Genomic DNA, 24,012 nt, shown 5'->3' on the forward strand with positions numbered 1-24,012 from the left:
CGGCTGGCGGGCGGCGCCGGGGGCGAGGAGGGCGCTGCCCGGGCGCTGCCGGCCGCGGCGCACGCCTCGACGGCCGCCGCGCTCGCCCCGCCCAGGTGGCGGCCCGGTCCGCTCGCCGCCGATCCGCACTTCCGCGCCGGCGTCCTCCTCCTGCGCATGGGGCTCACGCGCGACGCCGCCGCCGAGCTCACGGCCGTCGATCCCGAGCGCCTCACGGATCCCGACGCGCCGGACGCGGCGCTCATCGTGGCGGATCTCCTCGACCGCGCCGGCGACCACCGCAACGCCCACCAGCTCCTCCGCACCCGGGCGCGCGTCGCGCTCCGCCGGGCGCCCGCCGCCGAGAACCTCCGCGTCTGGCACATCGCCTACCCGCCGGCGTTCCGCGGCGACGTGCAGCGCTGGGCGCCGCCGGCCGGCGTCCCGGTCGATCTCCTCCAGGCGCTCATGCGGGAGGAGAGCGCGCTCGACCCCCACGCCGTCTCCCCGGTGGGCGCGATCGGGCTCACGCAGCTCATGCTCCCCACGGCGCGCGAGGTCGCGCGCCAGCTCAAGATCCGGCGGCCGTCCCGGGCCGACCTCATGAACGGCGCGCTGAACATCCGCATCGGCGCCCGCTACCTCGGCCAGCTGCTGCGCCGCTTCGACGGCCGCGTCGCGCTGGCGGTGGCCGCGTACAACGCGGGCGGCGCCGCGGTGAGCCGCTGGCTGGAGGCGCGCGGGGATCTCGAGCTCGACGAGTTCGTCGAGGAGATCCCGTTCGAGGAGACGCGCGGCTACGTGAAGCGCGTGCTGCGCTCGTACGCGGCCTACCGGCTGCTCTACGGCGGCGGCGGCCCCGCCGGCGGCCTGTTCCGTCTCGCCGGGCGCTGACGGGCACCCGGAGCGCCTTGCCGGACGGGTCCGGCTACGCCGAGCCGGGGCGGCAGCCCCGTCAGGCTGGCGGACAGGCGAGCGCCGGCGGACGTGCGGAGGTGGAGGCCGGGCGCTACTTTAAGCAGGATGCTCGACACCGGCGTGCTCGTCCTCAACCGGGTCTATCAGCCGGTCCACGTGACCTCGGTGCGGCGCGCCTTCACGCTCCTCTACCAGGGCGTGGCGAAGGCGATCGACGAGGAGTTCCAGCTCTTCGACTTCCCGAGCTGGAGCGCGCTCGCGGCGGCGCAGCACGACTCCATCGGGACGGTGAGCCGGCGCATCCGCGTGCCGCGGGTGATCGTGCTCCTCGCCTACGACCACCTGCCGAAGACCCGCGTCCGCTTCTCGCGCTTCAACATCTACGCGCGGGACGACAACACGTGCCAGTACTGCGGGCGGCGGTACCGCCGCGCGGAGCTGAACCTCGACCACGTCGTCCCCCGCTCCCGGGGCGGCTCGACGACGTGGGAGAACGTCGTCTGCTCGTGCGTCGCGTGCAACCTGCGCAAGGGCGGCCGCACGCCGGAGGAGGCCCGCATGCGCCTGCTCCACGCACCTACACGGCCGCGCTGGACCCCGGTCTTCCGCTCCGCCGCGCGGCGGGCGCTCTACCGTGAGTGGCGTCCGTTCCTCTCGCTCGCCGACGCAGCCTACTGGAACGCCGAGCTTTTGGAGTAGCGGGGCGCTTCGGCTAGGATGTGCCCGCGATGGGCGACGCCCCGACGCTCAAGCTGGTGAAGACCGTCCCGGAGCCGCGCCGCCACCCAGCGCCGGCCCCCGTTCGCGCGCGCCGTATCATCTCGGTGGGCGGCGGGAAGGGCGGCATCGGCAAGAGCCTCATCTCCGCGAACCTCGGCATCGCGCTCGCGCGGCGCGGCAAGAAGGTCGTGCTCGTGGACGCCGATCTCGGCGGCGCGAACCTGCACACCACGCTCGGCCTCGACGTGCCGAAGCGCACGCTCTCCGACTTCATCGACCGCAAGGTGGAGCGGATCGAGGACGTCATCACGCCGAGCGGCATCGAGAACCTCGGCCTCGTGTCCGGGGCGCTCGACGATCTCGACGTGGCGAACCCGCGCCACGCCCAGAAGATGCGGCTCCTGCGGCACGTGCAGCAGCTCGACGTGGACTACGCGATCCTCGACCTCGGCGCGGGGACGCACACGAACGTGCTCGACTTCTTCCTCGTGTCGGACCACGGCGTGCTGGTGCTCGTCCCCGAGCCTACCGCGGTGGAGAACGCGTACCGCTTCGTGAAGGCGGCGTTCTGGCGGCGGATGCGGACCGTCGCGCAGGTGTTCGGGTACGACGGGCTCCTGCGCTCGGTGATGGGCACGGGCACGTTCAAGAGCCCGGTGGAGCTCGTCGCCACGCTGGCGCAGCGCGATCCCGAGGCGGGGAGGAACCTGGCGCGGCAGCTCGCGGCGTTCCGCCCGCGGCTCGTGGTGAACCAGGCGCGCACCGCGCAGGACGCCGACGTCGGCAAGGCCGTGGTCGCGGCCTGGCGCAAGTACTTCGGGCTCGAGATGGACTACCTCGGGTTCATCCACTACGACGACGAGATGTGGCGCGCCGTCCGCGCGCGCCGGCCGCTCCTCGTCGAGCGGCCGGACGTACCGGCGGCACGGGCGTTCGCGGGGATCGCCGAGGGCCTCATCGCGCTCGACGTGGCGCGCCCCGGGGGCACGAAGTGAAGCCGCTCGCGCAGCAGACGCTCTACGAGATCCTGGAGGTCCCGGCCGACTCCACGCCGGGCGAGATCGAGGCCGCGTACGCCCGCGCGCGCGAGCTGTACGCGCCGGGATCGATCGTCACCTACTCGCTCATGGCGCCCGAGGACGCGGAGCTCCTCTCGGCGCGCCTCGACGAGGCGCGGGCGACGCTCCTCGATCCCGCGGCGCGCGCCCGCTACGACGTCCGCATCGGCGCGCCCACGGACCCGATCCCGAGCCCGTGGCCGCCCGCGATCCCCCCCGTCATCCCCGCGCTCACGCTCGCGCCGGCCGCGCGCGACCGGGATGACGATGAGGACGAGGCCGACGCCGCACCGCCCGCCGCCGTCCCCGCCGAGCCTTCGCGGCCGGCCGCCTGGGCCACCGCGGAGGCGCCGCGTCCGGCGCCCATCCGGCTCGACCGCGAGGTGGCGCCCACGCGCACACCTCCGCCCGTGCGCGCCCCGCTGCCCGCCCTCACGCCCGCTCCCGGCGCGCCGCCTCCGCCCGCGCGCGAGGCCGGGATCCCGGATGCCACCGCCTGGACGGGAGAGGTGCTCCGCCAGATCCGGGAGGCGCGCGGGATCTCCCTCCAGCTCATCTCCGAGCGGACCAAGGTCACGCGGCACCACATCGAGAACATCGAGGCGGACCGCTACTCGCTCTTGCCCGCGGCCGTCTACCTGCGCGGCATCCTGCTCGGCATCGCGCGTGAGCTCAGGCTCGACGGGCAGAAGGTCGCGCGGTCGTACCTGGAGCGGATGGCCGCAGCGGCCGGGACGAGCGGGCCGGCGCCGCGGCGGTAGCGTCCCCGCGCGCGGGTCCGTTCGTTGACCGACACCTGCGCGTCACGTACGATCTGCGCCCATGCCGCTCATCGACTCCGCCGAGGCCGCGATGCGCCTGGCCCGGGCCATCTGCTCGGACGTGTCGCTCTACAACGAGGAGAAGATCGTCCGCGGGATCGAGCAGGATCGCTTCTTCGACGTGCTCGAGGACGAGCTGGAGGAGGGGCGTGAGCTCTACCGCTCCCGCGTCTCGCCCGACCTGTACGCGCGCACGAACTTCTACGACCGCGCGATCGTGGACGTGATCCTGCGCTCGAAGGGCCACGTGAAGTCGCGGATCTGGTAGCCCGGGAGCCCGCGCATCGATCGCCGGATCGTCCTCGTCCCCGCCGAGCTCGCCGGCACGCGCCTCGACGTCGCCCTCGCGCGACTGCTGCCGGAGCTCTCCCGCGCTCGCGTGCAGCGCCTCGTCGAGGACGGCCGCGTCCGGATGGGCGAGCGGGCCGCCAAGGCGGCGGCGCGGCTCCGCGGCGGCGAGACCCTCGAGGTGGAGGTGCCGCCCCCGGAGCCCTCGCACCTCGTCGCCCAGGACCTGCCGCTCGCCGTGCTGTACGAGGACCGGGATCTCCTCGTGATCGACAAGGCCGCCGGCATGGTGGTCCACCCGGCCCGCGGCACGCCGCACTCCACGGTCGTGAACGCGCTGCTGCACCGCCTCGCCCGCGAGCCTCGGCCCGCGGCCGGCGAGGCGGGCTCCGCGAGCGGGCTCGACGAGGCGCGGCTTGGCCTCGTCCACCGGCTCGACAAGGACACCTCGGGCTGCCTCGTCGTCGCGAAGACCGCGGCCGCCCTCGCCGCGCTGCAGGCGCAGTTCAAGGGGAGGACCGTCGAGAAGCGCTACCTCGCGCTGTGCCACGGGGCGCTCGCCCCGGAGGGACGGCTCGACACGCCCTACGGACGGCACCCGCGCGATCGCACCCGCTACACGGGCCGGGGGGCTGGCGCGCGGCGCGCGGTCACCGAGTGGCGCGTCCGCGAGGCGTTCGCGTCGGGCGCGACGCTCGCCGAGGTGACGCTCCACACCGGCCGGACGCATCAGATCCGCGTGCACCTCGCCGAGGCGGGGCACCCGCTGCTCGCGGACGCAGCCTACGGAGGGACGCGGCGCGAGGCGCGGCTCCCGCCGGAGCACCCGGTGCGCCTCGCCGCGGAGGCGATCGGGCGCCAGGCGCTCCACGCCGAGCACCTCGCGTTCGAGCATCCGCGCACCGGGCGGCGCCTCGCGATCGAGGCGCCCCTCCCGCAGGACCTGGCGCGCGCGCTCGCGGTGCTCCGCGCCGCCCCCGCTGCGCCGCCCCGGCGCCGCTGAGTCACGGCCCCGCCGCCGTCGGCGGAGCGCCCGAGGCGACGCGGCACTGCTGGGCGTAGGCGTCGAGCTTCCCAGCGAGCGCACGCCGCGCGAGCGCGGGCGCGCGCTCGGGGAGCGCGTCGATCGCGCGCTGCTGGACCGGCATCGCCGCCGCGCACTGGCCGAGGTCGGAGAGCACGGCCGCGTAGCCGGCCAGGATCGGCGGGCTCCAGGGGGCGAGCTGGACGGCGCGCCGCGCCACCGGGAGCGCCTCGCCGGACCGCCCCTGCGCGAGCAGCTCGGCGGCGAGGTTGTGCAGCGCCGCCGCGTTCGCGGGGGCGAGCTCGGAGGCGCGCCGGAAGGCGTCCTCCCGCTCGGCGGCGGCCGCTGGACCGGCGAGCGAGATGGCGAGGAAGGTCCAGGCGCGCGGATCGAGCGGGTGCGCCTCCACCGCCGACCGTGCGAGCCGGACCGGGTCCTCGCGCCAGAGCGCCGCGCGGTACTGGAGCGCGATGGGGTGAGCGGGGTCCTCGGTGAGCGTCTCCTCGACCTCGGCGCGCAGGGCGTCCAGCCGCTTCGCGGGACCGTGCTGCCACAGCGCGAGGCGGATCGCGTGCACCTCCGGTGAGGGGATGCGCTGCTCGAAGTAGCCGATCGCGACGGGCACGGCGAGCTCGCGGGTCTGCGCCTCGAGGCGCCCCCGCGCGTGCGCGGCGAGCGCCGCGTCGAGCGCCTCGAGCCCGCCGGGCCGCGCCGGATCGTGCTCGGGGAACGCCGCGCGCCAGGCCGCGTCGGGGGGCTCGCCCGCGGCGAGCCGCCGCTGGAGCTCGGTGAACGCGTCGGGCCGGGCGGAGGCGAGGTAGTGGACGAGGAGCCAGCTCGCCGCGTACCAGTCGAGCACGTCCCGCTCGCCCGCGGTCCCATCCCAGGCGAGGAGCGACCGCGCCGGCACCGGAGCGCGCCTCGCCCGCGCCAGCCGCGCCGCGGGAGGAGCGCCGAGCTCCAGCACGCCGCCGGGGACGTCCACGCCGAGCGACTCCATCGAGACCGCGATGCCCTCGGCGAACCAGCGCGGCTGACGCAGGAACGCGCCCGAGAGGAAGTGGTGCGCGATCTCGTGCGCGAGGAGGGCGCGCTGGTCGGGGCGGAGCTCGCCGGAGAGCACGATCCGCGGCGGCCCGCCCTCGCTGCGCAGGTAGTAGCCCTCGGCGCCGTCCGGCGCGAAGGCGGCGTACTCGGCCGCGTTCCGGAACGCGATGACCTCCACGCGTCCCGGCGCGGGCCGTGCCACGGGGAGCGCCGCGGCGACCGCCGCGCGCATCCGCTCGAACCGCTCGACGAGGAGTGCCGCCCGACCGGCGTCGAGATCGGTGCGCAGGACGAAGTGGTCGCTCGCGAGCTCGCGCCACTCGGCGCCGCCGCGATCGGGGCAGCGGAACGGTCGAGCTCCGCCCATGCACGCGCCGAGGAGCGAGCCGAGGACGACGAGCGCGCCGAGGCGCAGCACGGACGGATCGTAACGCCGTGCCGGGGGGCCGCCGCAAGGAGGGGCGGGCGGGCGCCATCCGCCTCGAAGGAGCCGAGCCCCGGGCGAGCCCTCCGGGCCTCAGCCCGGCACGCGCGCGCCGGGGGGCAATTCGGGCGGGGGATCCGCGGGCTCGAGCGGCTCGGGCGCGCGCCGCATGCCCTGCCCGCGCGGCGCGTCCCAGCCGCGGAACTGCACCTCCAGCCGCAGCATCAAGGCGTACTCCCGCTCGCGGCCCCGCTCGGGTGTCCACGGCCAGGACACCTCGGGCTCGACCTCGAAGAACAGCCAGCGGCGGTAGACGTCGGTGCGGAAGCGGGTGCTCGCGCTGTAGCGGTCCACGCTCGGACGACCTCGGGTCGTCCCCTCCATCCCCACGCCGATCGACATGGCGACGGTGGGCGAGAAGGCTCGCAGCGCGGCGAGCCCGCTCGACCACTCCACGCCGCGGCTGCGCTGGGTGAGCCGCCCGGAGCCCGAGAGCCGCAGCAGCGCGTAGCGCCGGATGCCGCGCTCCAGTGCCGCGTCGAGCGAGGTCCCGAGGTGCGTGTCGGTCCGCCAGAAGCCGCTCGTCGCGACGCGCGTCAGGAACAGCGGACCCACGGGGATGGCCCAGCGGAGCCGCGCGCGGACGAACCCGCCCGGCGGCAGCTGGAGCAGGAACCCGGCGCCGAGGTCGCCGTGCGCGAGGAGCCCCTCCCAGACCCGCACCCGCAGCTCCGCGCCTCCCGTCCCGACCGCGTCGGTGGGCTCCTCGCCCTCGGAGGGGAGGAGCGCGGAGATGGCGTCGCGCGTCTGCCCCTCGACGACGAAGCGAAGCCGGTCGAGCACGCGGTTCATGCCCGGCAGGCGCAGATCGGCCCGCAGCCCCACCGTGTAGCTCGGCGGATGGCCCCGCCGGAGCTTGAGCTCGTTGCGCCAGCGAACGAACGACAGCGATCGCTCGGCCTCGAGCTCGGTCTCGTCCGAGAAGAAGCGGTCGAAGACGATGACGGGCGCGAGCATGCGCTCCGCGATGAAGGCATGGCTCGCGTCGAGCCAGTTGTCCCCGCCGGCGGGCCGCTCGCCAGGGGCGCCGGGTCCCTCGTCGGGCTGCGGGGGAGGCGCCCCCGGAGCCTCGGGAGCCTCCTTCGGCGGCAGCCTCGGCATGAACCAGGCGTTCGGGGCCGCGGGCTCGACCTGCGGGAGCGGAGACTCGAGCGCGGCGGGCGGCGGTACGGCGGGCACGAGCGGCGCCGCCCGAGCGGGCTGCTGCCGTCCCGGGCGGGCGCTCGCCCCGACGGGCGCGAGCGCGAGCGACGCAAGGGCGAGGAGGGGGCGCAGGCGGCGCAGCACGGTCGCCTGCACGTTAACCCGCGCGGGCGCCGTCGGACAGTGGAACACCCGCGCGTCACCCGCTGCCGGCCCCGCGCCGTGCGCCGCCGGCAGCAGGGACCGACCGTCCTACAGGAACAGGCGCGCGTACACCGAGACGAAGCGCTCGTCGCCGCGGCTGCGGTTCTCGGTGAGGACGTCGCGGGCGCGAGGGAACCGATCGAGCGGGAGGTACCCGGACGCGGTCGCGTTGTCCTCGCCGACGAGGTTCGAGAACATCACGTCGGCTCCGACGGTGATGTTGTGCACCGGGGTGAGCTCGACCCCGGCGTTCACCGGCCCCGCGACCTTCCGGTCGAAGCTGGACTGCTCGTTCAGCGGGTAGTCCAGGCCGATGTTCCCGAAGGCCGCGAGCCCCGGGAAGAGCTGGAGCTGGAGCCCGAGCGCGCCAGCGATGGCGTCCTTGAACGCCACGTCGCTGCGCTTGTTGAGGAACGACGTCCAGTCGGCGGCCGCGAGCAGCGCGAGGTTCGGGCCGAGGGTGGTCTTGTACTGGAGCCCCACCGCGCCCGTCCAGACGACGTCGCTGAACTCGAACGCCTGCACGCGGGCCTCGACCGCGGCCTGGTTGGAGGCGCCCGCCCGCAGCAGCCCGAGCCGGATGCGGCCTCCGACGTCGTCGTAGACCTTCCGGCAGTCGTTGCCGCTCTCGCCGAAGCACAGGCCGGTGGAGTGGAAGACGCCGACCTGGAGATCATCGGTCACGCCGAAGTCGAGGCTGGCGGGGATGCTCCAGTCCGGAACCCTGCCGTCGTTCGTGTTCGAGATCTCGATGCGGACCGGGACGCCGAGCTCGATGAGCCCGCGGGAGAGGGTGAGCGGCTGACGCACGAGCTCCTGCGTCGGATAGGAGTCCTTCGCGTACCGGGTGCCCGCTCCCTCGTCGAGCTGCGCGCGCGCGGGCGAGGCGGCGGCGAGCAGTACGACGACCCAGGCGACGACGAGGCGGAGAATCGCGTTCGGCTTCACGGCGTGCTCCCTTCTCCAAGGGTGACTGTCGACGGCCGTTCTATGAGGCGGCGGCGGCCGCGCTCGCAACGCCATCGAGTCGCACCCCGGCGGGCCCCGTCGAGCTGCCGTCACGGATCGTGACGCCCCGGCGGAGCCGATCGGAGCGAGCCCCCGCGCGGCTGCGCCTCGAGTCGGCGCATGACGCCCCGGGCTCGCAGAGAGCTCGCGTCGAGCTCGAAGCCCGCCTCTCGGAGCGCACGCTCCGTCTCCCGGTTCGGATGGCAGCCGCCCGTGATCACCGTCCACGCGGGCTGCACGCGATCCTGGATCGCGCCGATGAGGTGACCGCCGCGGACGTGCTCGATGGCGCGCAGCGTCCCTCCCGGCGCGAGCACGCGGCGCGCCTCGCCGAGCGCCAGGGGGACGTCGCGGACGCTGCACAGCACGAGGCCGGAGAGCACGGTGTCGAACGCGCCGTCGCGGAACGGCAGCGCCTCGGCGCGGGCGAGCACGAGCGGCACGTGCGGCGCTCTGCTGCGGGCCCGGGCGAGGTTCGCGCGGTGGGGATCGACCGCGACGGCGGCGCCGCGAGGCAGGAGGGGCAGGTTCCGGCCAGTGCCGGTGCCGAGATCGAGCGTCCGGCCGCGGGCGCCGCCGGCGAGCCACTCACGCCACCGGCCGAGCCGGCCGCGCTCGAGGAGGGCGAGGCCGAGATCGTACAGCCAGGGGATCTGCTCGAGGCCTCGCATCACGGCTCCTTCCCGCCGCGCGGCGGCGTCAGTCGAGGTAGCCCTGCGCCTGGAGCCGGAAGAGCTGGGCATAGCGGCCGCCGCGCGCCACGAGCTCACGGTGCGTGCCGAGCTCCTCGAGCCGTCCGCCGTGGAGCACGGCGATCCGGTCCGCGATGCGGACCGTGGAGAACCGGTGCGAGATGACGATGGCGGTCCGGTCCGCCGAGAGCTCCTTGAAGCGCTGGAACAGCTCGTGCTCGGCCTCGGCGTCGATGGCGGCGGTCGGCTCGTCGAGCACGAGGACCTCGGCGTCCTCGCGCATGAAGGCGCGCGCCACCGCGAGCTTCTGCCACTGGCCGGAGGAGATCTCGTGGCCGGACTCGAACCAGCCGCCGAGGACGGTGTCGTAGCCGTCCGGCAGCGCCTCCACCAGCGCGGCGGCGCCGCCCCGCCGGGCCGCCTCGGAGACCCGGGCGCGGTCCCCGACGAAGGCGGGGTTGCCGAGGCCGATGTTCTCCGCGGCGGTGAACTGATAGCGCACGAAGTCCTGGAACACGGCGCCGATCCGCTGGCGCAGATCGGCGGGGTCCATGTCGCGCAGGTCCACCCCGCCGTAGCGGATCTCGCCCTCGGTCGGATCGTAGAGCCGGAGGAGCAGCTTCACGAGCGTGCTCTTGCCCGCTCCGTTCTCGCCCACGAGCCCGAGCTTCTCGCCCGGCGCGAGCGTGAGGGAGAGATCGCGGAGCGCCCACCCCGTCTTCCCCGGATAGCGGAACGAGACGCCGCGGAGCTCGATCTCGGCCGGACGCCCGCGGGGCGGGCTGCGGGGCGGGCGGGTGCGCGGCTCCTCGCCGCCGGTGGGGATGTCGAGGTAGCCGAACAGGTTCGACATGAAGAGGGCGTCCTCGTACATGCCGCCCACGCCGGAGAGGACCGCCTGCACGGCCCCCTGGCCCTGCCGGAACACCGCGATGTAGAGCGTGAGGTCGCCGAGGGAGATGTCGCCGCGCGCCGCGCGCCCGGCCATGAGGGCGTACATCGCGTAGAACGCGAGGAGCGAGAGGAGGCCGAAGACCATCCCCGCGCGGAGCCGGCGGATCGCCAGCAGGCGGTCCTCGTCGAAGAACTTCCGGAACAGCGCGCGGTAGCGGCCCAGCACGAGCGGCCCGAGGCCGTAGAGCTTCACCTCCTTCACGTGGCTGTCGCGGGTGAGGATCCACTCCAGGTAGTTGAGCCGGCGGCCCTCCGGCGCGCGCCAGGTCCAGAGCCGGAAGGACTCCCCCGAGAGGCGCGCCTCCGCCAGGAAGGCCGGCACCGAGGCGGCGACGATGACGAGGACGCTCGCGGGGGAGAGGCGCAGGAGGAGGCCGGAGAGCGCGACGAGGGTGACCGTGTTCTGCCCGATCGCGAACGCCTGCATCACGAGCGAGAGGGGCCGGGAGGAGGCCTCGCGCCGGGCGTTCTGCATCCGGTCGTAGACGTCGGCGTCCTCGAAGTGCCTGAGCTCGAGCTCGAGCGCCTTCTCGAGGATCCGCTCGTTGATCCGGTTGCCGAGCGCGCCGCGCAGGAGCTCGCGCCGAAGGGCGAGGAGGCGGCCGGCCGCCATTTGCACCGACATGAGCCCGAGCTCGAGGGCGACGAGCCACAGCACCCGCTCCCGGTCCTGCGCGAGGCCGCCGCGGGCGGCGGCGACGACGCCGTCGACGATGAGCTTCCCGATCCAGGCGATGCCCGCGGGCAAGAGCGCCAGCACCACGGTGAGCGCGGCCACGAGCAGCGCGCCGCGGCGGTCGGCCTCCCACACGAGCCGCATCGTCCCAGGCACCTGCCGGAACACGACGCGCATTCCCTGCAGCCGCTCGCGGAGCGCCTCGCCGGCGCCGCGCGGAGGCTGCGGGGGCAGGGGGTGGGAACGGGCGGCGGGCACGGCGCCCGCTATAACGCACGCGGCGCTCCAGATCGATGTCACACGCGCTCGATTTCTCGGGCGCGCTGTCGTAGATCAGCGGGCGATGAACATCCCGGAACATCGGAGCGACGCGACGACGGCGATGGCGCCTGCGGATTGGTCCATCGACCGCGCGATGCAGTACTACAACGTGGGCGGGTGGGGCGCCGGGTTCTTCTCCGTGAACGAGAAGGGCCACGTGGTCGTCCACCCCATGGGCCAGCCGGGCCCGGTCATCGACCTCATGGACGTGGTCGAGGACATCCGCGAGCGGAAGATCGGCTTCCCGTGCGTGGTCCGCTTCCAGGACGTGCTCCGCGCGCGCGTGAAGCAGATCAACGAGGCGTTCGCGAAGGCGACGGCCGAGATGGGGTACGGCGGCCGCTACTTCGGCGTCTACCCGATCAAGGTGAACCAGATGCGCGAGGTGGTCGAGGAGATCCTCGACGCCGGCGCCCCGTACAACTACGGCCTCGAGGCGGGCTCGAAGGGCGAGCTGCTCGTGGTGCTCGGGATGAACACCAACCCCGAGGCGCTCACCATCTGCAACGGGTACAAGGACGAGCAGTTCCTCCGGCTGGCGCTGCTCGGCCGCAAGCTCGGCCGGAAGGTCATCGTCGTCATCGAGAAGCTCTCCGAGCTGCCCCAGCTCCTCAAGCTCGGGGAGGAGATGGGCGTCGAGCCGATGATCGGGCTCCGCTCGAAGCTCACCACCCGCGGCACCGGGAAGTGGGAGGGCTCGTCCGGCGACTTCGCCAAGTTCGGCCTCACCGTGCCCGAGCTCATCCACGCGGTGCGGATCCTCAAGGAGGCGGGGAAGGAGCACTGCGCGAAGCTGCTCCACTTCCACGTCGGCTCGCAGCTCACCGAGATCCGGGTGGTGAAGGACGCGGTGAACGAGGGCGCCCGCGTCTACGCCAAGCTGCGGAAGATGGGGCTGCCCATCGAGTACTTCGACGTGGGCGGCGGGATGGGCGTGGACTACGTCGGCGTCCAGACCAACGGCAACGCGCAGCCCGGCACCATCGCCTCGACGGTCAACTACACGCTCGACGAGTACGTCGGCGACGTCGTCTACAACGTCCAGCGCGTCTGCGTGAACGAGGGCGTCCCCGAGCCGCACCTCGTGACGGAGTCCGGGCGCGCCATCACCGCGCACCACTCCTGCATCATCATGAACGTGTTCGGCCACATCGAGATCGGGTCGGCGGAGGAGATCGCCGCCGCCTCGGCGCCGAGGCCGGACGAGCCGAAGCTCGTGCGGGAGATGCGCGAGATCGTCTCCTCGATGACGCCGCGGAACCGCGCGGAGGCGTACCACGACGCGGCCGCCAAGAAGGAGGAGGCGCTCCAGATGTTCAAGCTCGGCATCCTCGGCCTCGAGGAGCGAGCGGTCGTGGAGAGCCTCTTCTGGAAGCTCGTGCGCGGGATCGCCGACCTGAACCGCGGCAAGAAGCGGCTCCCGCGCGAGACGCGCGACCTCGCCGACAAGATCGCCGACCAGTACATGGCGAACTTCTCGCTCTTCCAGAGCGCGCCGGATCACTGGGCGTTCGACCAGCTCTTCCCGATCGTGCCCCTGCACCGGATGGGCGAGGTGCCGACGAAGGACTGCACCATCGTCGACATCACCTGCGACTCCGACGGCAAGATCGACCGCTTCATCGAGAACGACGGCGTGGACGAGACGCTCTCGCTCCACGCGCTCAGGCCGGGCGATCCCTACTACCTCGGCATGTTCATGACCGGCGCCTACCAGGACATCATGGGCGACATGCACAACCTGTTCGGCCGGGTGAACGAGATCCACGTCTTCGTGGACGACGAGGATCCGGAGGACTTCTACATCGAGGAGGTCATCCCGGGAGACACCATCGAGAAGGTGCTCTCGCGCCTCCAGTACGAGCCCGCCGAGCTCTCGCGGCGCGTGAAGGGCGCGCTCGATGGCAAGGTGAAGGAGGGCGCGATCCGTCCGAAGGAGGGCGTGTCGCTCGCCGACTTCTACGAGGCGGTGATGAAGGGGTACACCTACCTCGGCGTCTGATCCCGCCCCCCGCGCCCCGCGGCGGGCGGTTGCGGAGCGCCGGCGGCCGCCGTTATCGAAGGGGAGTGGCCGAGCGTCCTCGCAAGCCCGGAGAGACCTTCGAGTCCTACGCCGAGCGGCTCATCCGCGAGGCCCAGGAGGAGGGCGCCTTCGAGCGGCTCTCCGGTGCGGGCAAGCCCCTGCCGCTCAGCGGCGGCGCGCTCCCGGAGGCGTGGTGGATCAAGGAGAAGCTCCGGCGCGAGAAGCTGTCGAGCCTCCCGGACTCGATCGCCATCCGCCACGAGGCGGAGGCGGTGCTCGCCGCCGTCGCGCGCGATCGCGACGAGCACCTCGCCCGCGAGCGGCTCGAGGCGCTGAACGCCAAGATCCGCCGCCTCAACGCGACCTTCGTCGGCTGGCCGCCGACCACGCTCGCGCCGCTCGACGTCGAGGAGGTGCTGCGGCGCTGGCGCGAGGGGCGGCTCGCCCCGTACGGCACCGCAGCGCCGTGACCACCGGTGTGGTCTTCCCCCACTGGGCCGCGCTCGAGGCGAGGGCCGGGGCCATGGTTCCGGCACCACTCACCCGAGGCGGCGCCCGCGCCGCCCTCCGCCGAGGAGCCGCGCATGTCCGGGGTCTACAAGAAGATCGAGATCGTCGGCACGTCCCCCACGAGCTTCGCGGAGGCGACGCGCGCGGCGATCGAGGAGGCCTCGAAGTCCATCCGGCACATGGCATGGTTCGAGGTCGTCGAGGAGCGCGGCGCCATCAAGGACGGCAAGGTCTCGGAGTTCCAGGTCACGCTGCGGGTCGGGTTCAAGCTGGAGTAGCGGCGGGCGGCAGGCCGTCCCGCCCGCGCTCATCGCTCGCCGAGCCCTGCGCCCGGGATCGCGGGTACGACTCGCGTCGCCGAGAACACGAGCGCCACGCCGACGAACCTGCCGGCCGTGACGTCGCCGGCCTGCGCCGCCGTCGCGCGGTCGTAGTGGAGCACCGACACGGCGAGCCCGACGCGGCGCATCCCGCCGGGCAGCGGCCCGTAGTGGAGCTGCCCCGTGGCGCCCCACAGCTCCGGCTGCGCGAGGGCCGGACGGAGACTCCAGCTGCACTGCGGGGCCACGTCGAGCTCCAGGCCGTAGACGAGCGGCACCCCGGCGATGAGCGCGACCCGCGCCCGCGTGGTGGGCTCGAGCTCCGGCCGTCCCGTGAGCTCGGCGATGCCCGTCGCGGCGAGCGACAGGTCGAGGTGCCGCGTTCGGACGGCCTGGGCCTTGACGCCGAGCTGCGCCGACAGCACCGACAGGCGCCCGTCGACCTCGAGGCGGGGCGCGATCCCGCGCGCCGCCCAGAGCTCGACGGGCACGACCGGCACCAGGGGCAGGACCACGCCGCCCGTGGGGTGCTCCTGCGGGACCTTGCGCTCGTGCCCGTAGCCCGAGAACCCGATCGCAGCGCCCAGGTCCCACTCGCCGGCGTCGAGCGTCCGGGCGCGCCCGAGCTCCATCTCCGCGGTGCAGCCGGAGAGGGCGACGGCGGCGGCGACGAGGGCGGCGGCGCGCGGGCAGGGCAGCAGGACGTTCACCTCGGGGCGATACGGCCGCGCCATTCTCCACGAGTGGAGGGCGAACGTCACGTCCCGGGTGATGGGGACCGGACGCCCATCTCGGCGTCCAGCCGGCGCGGCTCACTGCGCGTTCCGTTCACCCTCGGGCTCGGCGGACGGGGCGTCGGCGCTACGGGCCGCGGGCTTCTCGACCTCTGTCGGCGCGGGCTTCTCGACGTCGGTCGGCGCGGTCGCTCCCTTGTCGAGGATCTCGATGCGGTAGCCCTCCGTCTGTCCCTTCGACTCGTCGAGCGCCGCGCGCACGCGCTGCCCTTCCTTCAGGTCCTCGAACGTCGCCTTGAAGTCGTCCACCTTGATCTCGGCCTCCGGTGCGACGAGGACCTCGCGACGCTTGTCGCCCACCCGCAACGTGACGGTCCCGTCGTCGCGGCCCACCTCCTCGACCCGGCCCTCCACGGTGCGGCCGGCGTTCCCACTGCTCGCCCGCGTGCCCTGGGCGGTCCGGCAGCCTGCGGCGGCGAGGGCGAGCCCCAGGGCGATCGAGAGGTGCGTGCGCATGGCGGGTCCTTTCGAGGAAAGTGTGGTCCTCGTCCGCCGGGGATGGGAGCGCGCGGGCCCGCCGCGCGTCGCTTTCGCCTCGCACCGAGGGAGCGTCGGCTCCGCGAGCGGCTGGGCGTCCGCCCGCTCGCAGCGCGCGGCCGTCAGTCCTTCTGGCGCTTGAAGTAGAAGTGCGCGGTGCTGCCGTGGGCGAGCACTGCGACGAGCTCCCACCCGTTCGCGCCGAGCGCGTTCAGCTCGGCCTCGTCGAGCGTCGCCTCCTCGGCGAGGTCGCGTACCACGTGCTTGTAGTCCCACTTCGGCTCGACGTAGACGACGGGGGGCGCGACGTGTGCGCCGGGCGGTCGCGGGGGGTCTCGAGGAGAGGAGGGGGCCATCGCGTCACTCCGGCGGCAAAGGCCCGCGGATCCTCGTTGCAGGCCGAGAAGTCCTTACTCTTTCATCATTTTGCGCCCAGCGGCGCGTAGGGGCCCAAGAGGACGGGAGGCCAGCCTGCGCGCTCTCAGGACCGTTTCGCGGCGGGGGCAGGGTATCGCGCGTGCGGCGCCCGCGAGGTGCGAGGCGCCTACACTCGCGGGCGCAGGTGGGCGGGTGTCCTTCCACGGGGCCGAAGGATTGCTCCCCTGGCGTCCCTGACCGTCGGAGAATGCGCACCCGAAGTCATTGAACCGCAGGTGTATTGCGGGAGGGGCGCGACACATGTCGAGACGGACGGGTGTCGTGACGGCGCTGGTCATCCTGGCGTTGCTCGCGGCGGCATGCAGCGGCGGCGGCGGCGGCGGCGCGGGGCCCGGCGGAGGCGTGACCGTCACCCTCGACACAGACCACTTCACGATGCGGGGTGACGAGGGCACGTCGCTCTCGGCCACCGTGACCGCGAGCGTCTCCGGGCAGACGAGCGCCAGCATCCGCGTGAGCGCCGTGGACCAGGGCGAGGCGATCGCCGGCGCGCAGGTCGAGGTGATGGAGACGCAGGCGCGTCTCTGGATCTCCTCGAAGTCCTCCCTCGCGCCCGGGACCTACGCGGGCACGCTGGCGGTGAACGTTTGCTACGACGCAGGGTGCAGCTCTCCGGTGCGGGGGTCGCCGTTCCGGCTGCAGTACACGGTCGAGGTCCTGCCCATCCTGAAGGTCGCGCCCGACCAGGTGGCGCTGTCGGCGGTGAGCGGCTCGCCCGCCAGCGCCCCGGTCGCGGTGCAGCTGCCGTACGGTGCGACCAGCTTCCGCGTGTCGGGCCTTCCTTCCTGGCTGCGCGTCGCGGACGAGACCGCGTCGGGCTTCACGCTCGTCGCCGCCAGCGTTCCGGCGGGCGCCTACGACGCCTATCTCTACGTCGCGGCCGGTGGCTCGCAGCGCACGCTCCGGGTGACCTACTCGGTCACGGAGGCGCCCGGAGGAAGACACGACCTGTCCCTGGACACGAGCTCGCTGGCGCTCACCACGACGGAGGGCGCCGACGCGTCCGCGCACGTGGGCGTCACGCCCCCGAGCTGGAACCCGCCGCTGACGACGAGCGTGAGCTACGGCTCCGGCGCGAGCGGATGGCTCGGCGTGACCCCCACGGACGGGGGCCTCGACCTCCGCGCCGACGCCGGCGCCCTGTCCCAGGGGAGCTACACGGCCTGGCTTTACGTCAGGGGCGACGGCTTCACCACCGGCCGGTCGGTCACCGTGACGCTCACCGTCGGACCGGGCCTGCTGAAGCCGCAGGATCAGGCGCTGACCCTCACAGCGACCTCGGTCCCCGCGGACCTGCTGGGCAGCGTGCCCGTGACGATGGCCGGCGGCCCCGCTCGCGCCTGGACCGCCGCGACCGACGCCGCCTGGCTCACGCTCGATGCCGGCACCGGCTGGACGGGGACGCCGCTCGGCTTCCGCGTCACGCCCGAGGCACTGCAGTCCGTCGAGAACGGCAGCACGCAGGTGGCGACGGTCCGCGTGGCCGCCGATCCCCCGAGCATCACCCCCGTCCAGTTCAAGGTCACCCTCAGCAAGCGGCTCCCGGAGGTGCGCTCGCTCGGGCCCGGGGTCATCCTCGCCGGCCGGGCGCATCGCGTCCTCGCGCGCGGCGTGGGGTTCGACGGGCTCGCCGACGTCGCGGCGGGGATCACGGTGGAGGGACTCACCGGCGTGGGCGTCACGCGCGTCAGCGACACCGAGGTGGCGCTCGACGTGCCCGCCGCGCCGGCCGGCGAATACGCGATCAGCGCGTCGAACGCCCTCGGATCGCCCACGGCGGCGGCGGCGCTGCACGTCGTCGATGCGCCCACGCTGGCCTACGCGCGGGTGCAGACCTCGGGCCGCAAGCGTCAGCTCATCTACGATCCGCGGCATCAGGCGCTGTGGGCCTCGATGCCGGGCGTGGCGGTGCGCGTCGGTTACGCGGGGGGCGCGTGGACGGCGGCGAGTCAGGCGATCGCCGACCTGCGCGACCTGGCGCTCACTCCCGATGCTGGCGCGGTGATCGCCGTCTCCTGGTCGGGCAAGCTCCGCTTGCTCGATCCGGTCACGCTGACGGAGCAGGCGACCTACGACCGCGGCGGCGCGCTCGGTCCGGCCTCCCTGCGCCCGGACGGCGTCGCGGTGACGAACGACGGCCGCGTCTGGCTGCCGTTCGGTGACACGGGCATCGACGACCTCGGGTTCTTCGACCTGGCGCGCCGGACGTTCTCGAACACGGGCCTGAATTTCTACGAAGGGCCATGGCTCGCGGTGAGCGGCAACGGCGAGCGCCTCATGGTCGACGGTCGAACCGGCCGCATGCACCTCGACGGCGCCGACGGCACGCTGAAGGACGGCGGCTTCTACTTCGAGGGAAACTTCGGCATCGACGAGGTAGGCAGCCGATTCGTGACCGTCAGCTACAGCGAGGCCGCGCTCTGGGACGCCTCCTTCGCCTTCGTGGGGCGACTCTGGCTGCCGGATTCCTACACGAAGTACACGGGAGGCACGACCATCGCCGCCACCGTGTCGCCGGACGGAAGCCGCGCGTACGTGCTGAGCTACAGCATCGGGAGCCTCGACCTGCCGAGGGTCTGGGTGTTCGACTCGACCGCGGCCGTGAGCGGCGACCCGCCGCTGCTGGGGTACTTCCAGCTCCCCGAGTACCCGACGGTGCGGAGCGGCTTCACCATTCAGAGCCGCGAGGCCGTGATGGCGATGACCCCGGACGCGACCACGCTCTTCATCGCGGGTGACGACGCGGTCATGGTCGTCCCGGTGCCGTCGACGCTGACCGCTCCGTGACGGGCGCGTCCGCGCCGCCGGGGGCTCATTTGTGACGCCGCGCGCTGCGGCCGCGCAGGCCGAAACCGTGGGGCGTCCCGCGGCGGGGCACTAGGGTCCAAGGATGAGCGCTCGAACAGAAGCGGGCTCGCCGCGGACCGATCCGGCCGTCCCTGGCCGGATCGGCCCGGACGACCCGCGCTACGCCGACCTGGCCCACCGCGGATTCAACAGGCGCTTCCGCGGGAAACCCGACTACGTGCGGCTGGTCGGCTCGACCGAGCAGGTGGTCCAGGCGGTTCAGGAGGCGGTGCGGGAGGACCTGCGGGTGGCGGTCCGCAGCGGAGGCCACTGCCTGGAGGGGCTCGTCGCCGATCCGGCCGTGCGGGTGCTCATCGACACCTCCCTCATGACCGGCGTCGCCTACGACCCGGAGATGTCCGCCTTCGTGGTGGAGGCGGGGACCACGCTGGGCGAGCTGTACCGGAAGCTGTTCCTCGGCTGGGGAGTGACCGTCCCCGCCGGCGAGAGCCCGGACATCGGCGTGGGCGGGCACGTGCTGGGAGGCGCCTTCGGCTTCCTGTGCAGGGAGCATGGGCTCGCGGCGGACCACCTGTACGCTGTCGAGGTCGTGACGGTGGACGAGGCCGGTACCGCCCGCAGCGTGGTGGCGACGCGGGAACCCTCCGATCCCAACCGCGAGCTCTGGTGGGCGCACACCGGCGGCGGGGGCGGCAACTTCGGCATCGTCACGCGCTACTGGTTCAGGTCGCCGGGCGCTCGCGGGACCGACCCTGCCTCGCTGTTGCCGCCTGCGCCGGCGTCGATCCGGACGTTCCGGGTGGGGTGGAGCTGGGACGAGCTCGACGAGCGGGCGTTCGCGAGGCTCCTGCGCAATCACGGGGAGTGGTGCGAGCGCAACGCGGGCGCGGACGCTCCCGGCGCCAAGCTGTTCAGCATCCTCTTCCTCAACCGTCGCCAGACCGGCAAGGTCGAGCTGCGCGGGCTCTCCACCGCCGGTCCCGACGCCGAACGGCTCTGTCACGAGCACCTCGATGCCCTGAACCAGGGAGTGGGCGCGGCCTGCACCCGCCAGCTCGAGACGAGCACCTGGCTGCGCTTCGCCCTGAACCCTTTCCCCGAGCTGTTCCGCGCGCCGGGCGCCGAGAACGCCAGCTTCAAGATGAAGGACGCCTTCCTGCGCAGGCGCTTCACGGATCGGCAGATCGAGGTCGCCCACCACTTCCTCACCCGGACCGACGTGGACGTGCCCGGCGGCATGCTCGGCCTCGCGACCTACGGCGGGAAGGTCAACACCGTGGCGCCCGACGCGACCGCCTCGGCGCAGCGCGACTCGATCCTCACCACCTCCTGCAACGCGGGCTGGATGGATCCGAGCGAGGCGGAGCGCAACCTGGGCTGGGTTCGCGCGCTCTACCGGGAGCTCTTCGCCGACACCGGCGGCGTGCCCGCGCCCGGCGAGGCGAGCGACGGCGCGTTCATCAACCATCCGGACGCGGACCTCGCCGATCCGCGGTGGAACACCTCCGGCGTCCCGTGGCACACGCTCTACTACAAGGACAACTACCCGCGGCTGCAGCGCGTCAAGGCGCGCTGGGATCCTCGCGACGTGTTCCGGCACGCGCTGTCGGTCCGGCTGCCGTGATGCGTCACGCCTGCTTCGCGGACTCGGCCACCGCCCCGAGCAGCGTGGCGACGGGCACGTCGTCGCCGACGCTCCGTCCAACGTGCGCCAGGACGATCCGCCCCGTCCGATCGAGCACGAAGTCGGCGGGCATCTGGGTCTCACGACCCTCGAACCGGCGGTGGCGCTTTCCGGCTCGCGTGGCCCGAACCAGCGCGAGCATGGAACGCGGGTGGAGGTACCCGCTCAGGCTCGCGCCCACGCCGAACGCGTCGTAAAGGACGGCGCCGGGGTCGGCCACGGCCAGGAACCCCGGCCGCCATTCGGCCATGGCAGCCTGGAGCCGCGCCGGCGCGGATTGAAACACCATCCAGACCGCACATGAGAGCGCCTGGAATTCAGGCATTGCCGCCGCGATGCGGCCGACGTGGAGCTGACACACCGGGCAGCCCGCATGACGCGTGAACGACACCACGACAGGGCCACGGGGCACCTGGCACTGCAGCCTCGACCCGTCCAGCGCCTCCAGCACCACCGCCGGCGCACGGTCTCCGACGCGAAGCTTCACGGCCGGACCCTCCGAATGGGAGACGACACTACGAGAAAAGTAGCAGGTCCGCATCGAGAGGGCGGGCCACTCGCTCACGGAGGCGCGCCGGCACGGCCTGATCGTCTTGCGCTGCGCGGGCTCGGCTCAGGAGGGATGCGGCAAGTGATCTGACGCGCGTGGCGTCACCCCCGGACGACTGCGCGCCTTCGCCGCGGTCGTACCCGGAGGACCATCGGGGGAGGCGAAGAAACGTGTCGGACTCCGGGTGAACGCAGTACGGTTGCCGACGCCATGGAATCCACGAGAGCGGAGCCCGCACGACCAGGAGGCCTCGGTCCGAGCGTGGCCGTGCCCCCGCACCTACCGCTGGTGCTGTTCGTCATCTTTGCGCTCGAGTGCTTCATCGTGCTTCACACGATCGCGCCGGTGACCGCGCCGTGGGCAACGCTCGTCCTCGGGGGATTGGCGACCAGCGCGATCGCCGTCCTCAACCCGCTCGCGGTGAAGACTCCGAAGCCGTGGGTACTCGCATGGTCCGTGGCCGAGGTGGCCGGCGTGGTGTTCGGTGAGGCGATCGCTTACTTCATGGCCGTTCCGTGGGAGCTGAGCTGGATCTGCTTCACGCGAAGCCAGCACCACGTCGAAGCCACGATGGTCCTGCGTCTCGTCGCCATCGGGCTCGCGACGGCCGCGTGGCGCATGACCCGACGCTCCGAGGGCGCATGGCCGAGCACGGCGTCACGCGGGCGGGCTCCGTACGCAGGTGGCCTGGCGCTGGGTCTCATGGCCGCGCTCCTGGTCGCGATCGTACCCGCCGTCTTCCCGGTCATCACGGGGCATCGTCCATCGCTCGAGGTCGAGGCCGAATCGCGGGCGGCAGCGCAGCTCGGACCGGATTACGCGGGCTACCGTTATCTCGTGCGCCGCCTCGACCAGGTCTTCCGCCGGAACGTGAGCGTCACCATCGAGGCGTCGGTGATCGCGTACGACGCCGAGCTCGGCGACCTGCACGACGTGACGGTGACCTGGAAGGAGCCCTGGGACTGAGCTCGCTCCCCGGAGCGCTCAGAACGACTCAAGGCGTTCCCCGCCACCGTTCTTCGCGAACGTCTCGGCGTGCCGCTCCTCCGCGCCCGTCGCGACGGCGCTCCATGGGCCGACGGTTCCCTGACCGCGACTGCTCGCGGTACCATGGCGGACGACCTCATGAGCGAGCTCTCCTCCACCATCGTCGGCACGGCGCCGGCCGTGGACGTCGGCACCACGCTCGGCAGCTACGAGCTCGTGGCCGTGCTGGGCAGGGGAGCCATGGGGTGCGTCTACCGCGCGCGCCACATCCGGCTCGGGCGGGAAGTCGCCATCAAGGTCCTGAACCCGGAGTACGTGGCGCGGCCCGATGTCGTCGAGCGCTTCTTCCGCGAGGCGCGGGTCGTGAACGACATCGACCACGAGCACATCGTCGAGGTCACCGACTTCGTCGAGGCGCCCGGGCTCGCGTACCTCGTGATGGAGCTGCTCGAAGGCACGAGCCTGCGCGAGCTGATGGCCCAGCGCGGCCGGAAGTACCCGCCGCTGAGTCGGATTCTCCGGATCGTGACGCAGGTGTGCGAGGCGCTCGAGGCTGCGCACGAGAAGGGGGTCGTCCACCGCGATCTCAAGCCGGACAACATCTTCGTCGTGGAGAGGGACGGCGCCGACTTCGTGAAGGTGCTCGACTTCGGGGTCGCGAAGCTGCGCGATCCCGTCGACAACGCCGCCACCTCGGCCGGGATGGTCCTGGGGACGCCGCACTACATGGCGCCGGAGCAGGCGCTGGGGAGGGACGTCGATCGACGCGCCGACATCTGGGCAGCGGGCGTCGTCCTGTACGAGCTGCTCTCGGGCAGCGTGCCGTTCACCGCACCGAGCTTCGTCGAGCTTGCGATCTTCATCCGTGAGCAGCCCCAGAAGGCGCTGCCGCGGCGGACGCCGCGCGGCGAACGCATCCCGGCCTGGCTCGGGGCGGTCCTCACGAAGACCCTCGAGAAGCGCCCGGATGATCGCTTCGAGTCGATGTCGGCCCTCGCCAGGGCGCTGCACGCGCCGCGCCGTCGCCGCTCGATCGTACGCCCGCGCCGCCTCCTCGCTGCGGTCGCCTCGGCGGCCGTCGTGGCGACCGGCGCTGTCGTCGCCCTGCGGTTCGGCGTCCCGCGGAACCTCGGCGCAGCGCTCGAGCCCGGCCGAAGGCTGGTGCGGGAGCTCGCGTCGGCGGCTCCAGCGGTCCCGTCGCCGTCGTCCGACGCGACCGGGACCCCGATCTCGCCCGCGATCCCGAGCCCGACCGCGAGTCCGAGCGGGACGTCATCCGCGACCTCGACCTCGTCCGCGCCGGCGGCATCGCCGCGTCCGGGGACGTCGGCCTCGGCCGCGCCGACGACATCGCAGCGTCCGGCGCCGTCGACCTCGGTCGCGCCGGCGGCATCGCCGCGTCCGACGACCTCGCGGGCGACGCCTCCCTCGCGTCCGGCGACGTCGACCCCGGCCGCGCCGGCGACATCGCAGCGTCCGGCGACGACCTCGCGGGCGACGTCTCCCTCGCGCACGACGTCCGCTTCCGGACCGCAGCAGCGGGGATCCGTCGAGCTTCTCATTCGCTCGTCACCGCCCGGCGCGTCCGTCGTCCGGCTCGACACAGGGCAACGCCTGGGGAAGACACCGCTTCGAGTGAACGTCGCCCGCAAGGCGGCGGAGGTCTGGCTGCGGTTGACCCTCGACGGCTACAAGCAGGTGAAGTTCGCCGTCGATCTCCGCAGGGACAACACGGCCAACGTCGCGCTCCACGGCGTGGCGAAGAAGCCGAAGGTGGCGCGGCGTCGTCGCTGACGGCTGCGTTTCCTGCAGCGATCCGAGTGGAGCTGCCCGAGGACGAGCCGGGCTGCGCCTCGCCGTGAGCGCGCGTGCGGTGCGGGCTCGCCCGATGAGCGCGTGCGCCGAAAACGAATCGAGAAAACGGCAGAGCAGGGGAATCGAACCCCCCAACAGCGCCTCTCAGCACCATCCACCGGTTTTGAAGACCGGGCCCGGCACCAGCCTAGGACGCTCTGCCGCGCAAGGGTTTATGCGCAGCGCCCGGCACCGTCAAGCGGCGGCACCGCGGCGAAGCGCGCGGGCGC

22 protein-coding genes and 1 tRNA gene are annotated in these 24,012 nt (G+C 73.2%); 13 read left to right on the forward strand and 10 right to left on the reverse strand.

Features of this window, described 5'->3' with window-relative positions; translation table 11 throughout:
• The 6 genes from MNZ29_RS09370 to MNZ29_RS09395 form a co-directional block, all read left to right on the forward strand.
• A partial coding sequence (locus MNZ29_RS09370; RefSeq protein WP_242354990.1) for a lytic transglycosylase domain-containing protein occupies positions 1 to 873 on the forward strand: 873 nt, incomplete at its 5' end.
• A 129-nt stretch (positions 874 to 1,002) separates the two neighbouring features.
• Positions 1,003 to 1,596 carry an HNH endonuclease gene (locus tag MNZ29_RS09375; RefSeq protein ID WP_242338209.1) on the forward strand — a complete coding sequence of 198 codons (594 nt, stop codon included), beginning with the start codon at positions 1,003 to 1,005 and terminating at the stop codon, positions 1,594 to 1,596.
• Positions 1,597 to 1,625: 29 nt separating this feature from the next.
• A complete protein-coding gene (locus tag MNZ29_RS09380; RefSeq protein WP_242338207.1) occupies positions 1,626 to 2,612 on the forward strand; it encodes a P-loop NTPase in 987 nt (328 codons plus the stop codon).
• Positions 2,609 to 3,436, forward strand: coding sequence for a helix-turn-helix domain-containing protein (locus tag MNZ29_RS09385; protein WP_242338205.1), 828 nt, complete (start codon positions 2,609 to 2,611; stop codon positions 3,434 to 3,436). Before MNZ29_RS09380 ends, MNZ29_RS09385 begins: the two co-directional genes overlap by 4 nt.
• Before the next feature lie 61 nt (positions 3,437 to 3,497).
• Complete coding sequence (locus MNZ29_RS09390) at positions 3,498 to 3,764, forward strand: hypothetical protein (RefSeq protein WP_242338203.1); 267 nt, start codon at positions 3,498 to 3,500, stop codon at positions 3,762 to 3,764.
• A 27-nt stretch (positions 3,765 to 3,791) separates the two neighbouring features.
• Positions 3,792 to 4,787: an RluA family pseudouridine synthase gene (locus MNZ29_RS09395; RefSeq protein ID WP_308197055.1), complete on the forward strand. Its 996-nt coding sequence runs from the start codon at positions 3,792 to 3,794 to the stop codon at positions 4,785 to 4,787.
• 1 nt (position 4,788) lies between these two features.
• Here the strand turns inward: MNZ29_RS09395 and MNZ29_RS09400 are convergent, their stop codons facing one another.
• The 5 genes from MNZ29_RS09400 to MNZ29_RS09420 form a co-directional block, all read right to left on the reverse strand.
• Positions 4,789 to 6,273: a hypothetical protein gene (locus tag MNZ29_RS09400; RefSeq protein WP_242354992.1), complete on the reverse strand. Its 1,485-nt coding sequence runs from the start codon at positions 6,271 to 6,273 to the stop codon at positions 4,789 to 4,791.
• 99 nt (positions 6,274 to 6,372) lie between these two features.
• Positions 6,373 to 7,638: a hypothetical protein gene (locus MNZ29_RS09405; RefSeq protein ID WP_242338199.1), complete on the reverse strand. Its 1,266-nt coding sequence runs from the start codon at positions 7,636 to 7,638 to the stop codon at positions 6,373 to 6,375.
• Between the two features lie 96 nt (positions 7,639 to 7,734).
• Positions 7,735 to 8,634 carry a hypothetical protein gene (locus MNZ29_RS09410; protein ID WP_242354994.1) on the reverse strand — a complete coding sequence of 300 codons (900 nt, stop codon included), beginning with the start codon at positions 8,632 to 8,634 and terminating at the stop codon, positions 7,735 to 7,737.
• Between the two features lie 110 nt (positions 8,635 to 8,744).
• Entirely contained in the window at positions 8,745 to 9,365 is a 621-nt protein-coding gene (locus MNZ29_RS09415; RefSeq protein WP_242354995.1) for a class I SAM-dependent methyltransferase, read from the reverse strand.
• A gap of 28 nt (positions 9,366 to 9,393) precedes the next feature.
• Complete coding sequence (locus MNZ29_RS09420) at positions 9,394 to 11,193, reverse strand: ABC transporter ATP-binding protein (RefSeq protein ID WP_242355025.1); 1,800 nt, start codon at positions 11,191 to 11,193, stop codon at positions 9,394 to 9,396.
• Between the two features lie 166 nt (positions 11,194 to 11,359).
• On the opposite strand from MNZ29_RS09420, the gene speA reads away from it, so the two are divergent.
• The 3 genes from speA to MNZ29_RS09435 all read left to right on the forward strand — a co-directional run bounded on the left by speA (position 11,360) and on the right by MNZ29_RS09435 (position 14,148).
• Positions 11,360 to 13,339, forward strand: coding sequence for a biosynthetic arginine decarboxylase (gene speA / locus MNZ29_RS09425; RefSeq protein WP_242338193.1), 1,980 nt, complete (start codon positions 11,360 to 11,362; stop codon positions 13,337 to 13,339).
• A 65-nt stretch (positions 13,340 to 13,404) separates the two neighbouring features.
• Positions 13,405 to 13,830 (forward strand): DUF1992 domain-containing protein, encoded by a 426-nt coding sequence (locus MNZ29_RS09430; protein ID WP_242338191.1) that lies wholly within the window; start codon positions 13,405 to 13,407, stop codon positions 13,828 to 13,830.
• Between the two features lie 114 nt (positions 13,831 to 13,944).
• A complete protein-coding gene (locus tag MNZ29_RS09435; RefSeq protein ID WP_242338189.1) occupies positions 13,945 to 14,148 on the forward strand; it encodes a dodecin in 204 nt (67 codons plus the stop codon).
• A gap of 29 nt (positions 14,149 to 14,177) precedes the next feature.
• Here MNZ29_RS09435 and MNZ29_RS09440 read toward each other — a convergent pair whose 3' ends face one another.
• The 3 genes from MNZ29_RS09440 to MNZ29_RS09450 all read right to left on the reverse strand — a co-directional run bounded on the left by MNZ29_RS09440 (position 14,178) and on the right by MNZ29_RS09450 (position 15,817).
• Positions 14,178 to 14,951 (reverse strand): hypothetical protein, encoded by a 774-nt coding sequence (locus tag MNZ29_RS09440; RefSeq protein WP_242354997.1) that lies wholly within the window; start codon positions 14,949 to 14,951, stop codon positions 14,178 to 14,180.
• Between the two features lie 51 nt (positions 14,952 to 15,002).
• On the reverse strand, positions 15,003 to 15,440 hold the full coding sequence (locus MNZ29_RS09445; RefSeq protein WP_242354999.1) for a hypothetical protein: 438 nt from the start codon (positions 15,438 to 15,440) through the stop codon (positions 15,003 to 15,005).
• Between the two features lie 143 nt (positions 15,441 to 15,583).
• Positions 15,584 to 15,817, reverse strand: coding sequence for a hypothetical protein (locus MNZ29_RS09450; RefSeq protein WP_242338183.1), 234 nt, complete (start codon positions 15,815 to 15,817; stop codon positions 15,584 to 15,586).
• Positions 15,818 to 16,139: 322 nt separating this feature from the next.
• Here MNZ29_RS09450 and MNZ29_RS09455 point away from each other — a divergent pair, with 322 nt between their 5' ends.
• Both MNZ29_RS09455 and MNZ29_RS09460 read left to right on the forward strand, forming a co-directional pair.
• Positions 16,140 to 18,686, forward strand: a complete 2,547-nt coding sequence (locus MNZ29_RS09455; RefSeq protein WP_242355002.1) for a hypothetical protein — start codon at positions 16,140 to 16,142, stop codon at positions 18,684 to 18,686.
• A 103-nt stretch (positions 18,687 to 18,789) separates the two neighbouring features.
• Positions 18,790 to 20,331: an FAD-binding oxidoreductase gene (locus tag MNZ29_RS09460; RefSeq protein ID WP_242355004.1), complete on the forward strand. Its 1,542-nt coding sequence runs from the start codon at positions 18,790 to 18,792 to the stop codon at positions 20,329 to 20,331.
• Positions 20,332 to 20,335: 4 nt separating this feature from the next.
• Here MNZ29_RS09460 and MNZ29_RS09465 read toward each other — a convergent pair whose 3' ends face one another.
• On the reverse strand, positions 20,336 to 20,878 hold the full coding sequence (locus MNZ29_RS09465; protein WP_242338176.1) for a peroxiredoxin-like family protein: 543 nt from the start codon (positions 20,876 to 20,878) through the stop codon (positions 20,336 to 20,338).
• Between the two features lie 351 nt (positions 20,879 to 21,229).
• Between MNZ29_RS09465 and MNZ29_RS09470 the strand changes: the two genes are divergently transcribed.
• The gene (locus MNZ29_RS09470; RefSeq protein WP_242338175.1) at positions 21,230 to 21,907 is read left to right on the forward strand and encodes a hypothetical protein; all 678 of its coding nucleotides are present in this window, start codon (positions 21,230 to 21,232) and stop codon (positions 21,905 to 21,907) included.
• A 144-nt stretch (positions 21,908 to 22,051) separates the two neighbouring features.
• A complete protein-coding gene (locus MNZ29_RS09475; protein WP_242355006.1) occupies positions 22,052 to 23,722 on the forward strand; it encodes a serine/threonine-protein kinase in 1,671 nt (556 codons plus the stop codon).
• Positions 23,723 to 23,849: 127 nt separating this feature from the next.
• On the opposite strand, the gene MNZ29_RS09480 is transcribed toward MNZ29_RS09475, so the two are convergent.
• Positions 23,850 to 23,945, reverse strand: a tRNA-Sec gene (locus MNZ29_RS09480).
• Positions 23,946 to 24,012: the final 67 nt, after the last annotated feature.

This window comes from Anaeromyxobacter sp. SG64, from assembly GCF_022690745.1.
In the GTDB taxonomy this organism is placed as follows: Bacteria; Myxococcota; Myxococcia; order Myxococcales; family Anaeromyxobacteraceae; genus Anaeromyxobacter; species Anaeromyxobacter soli.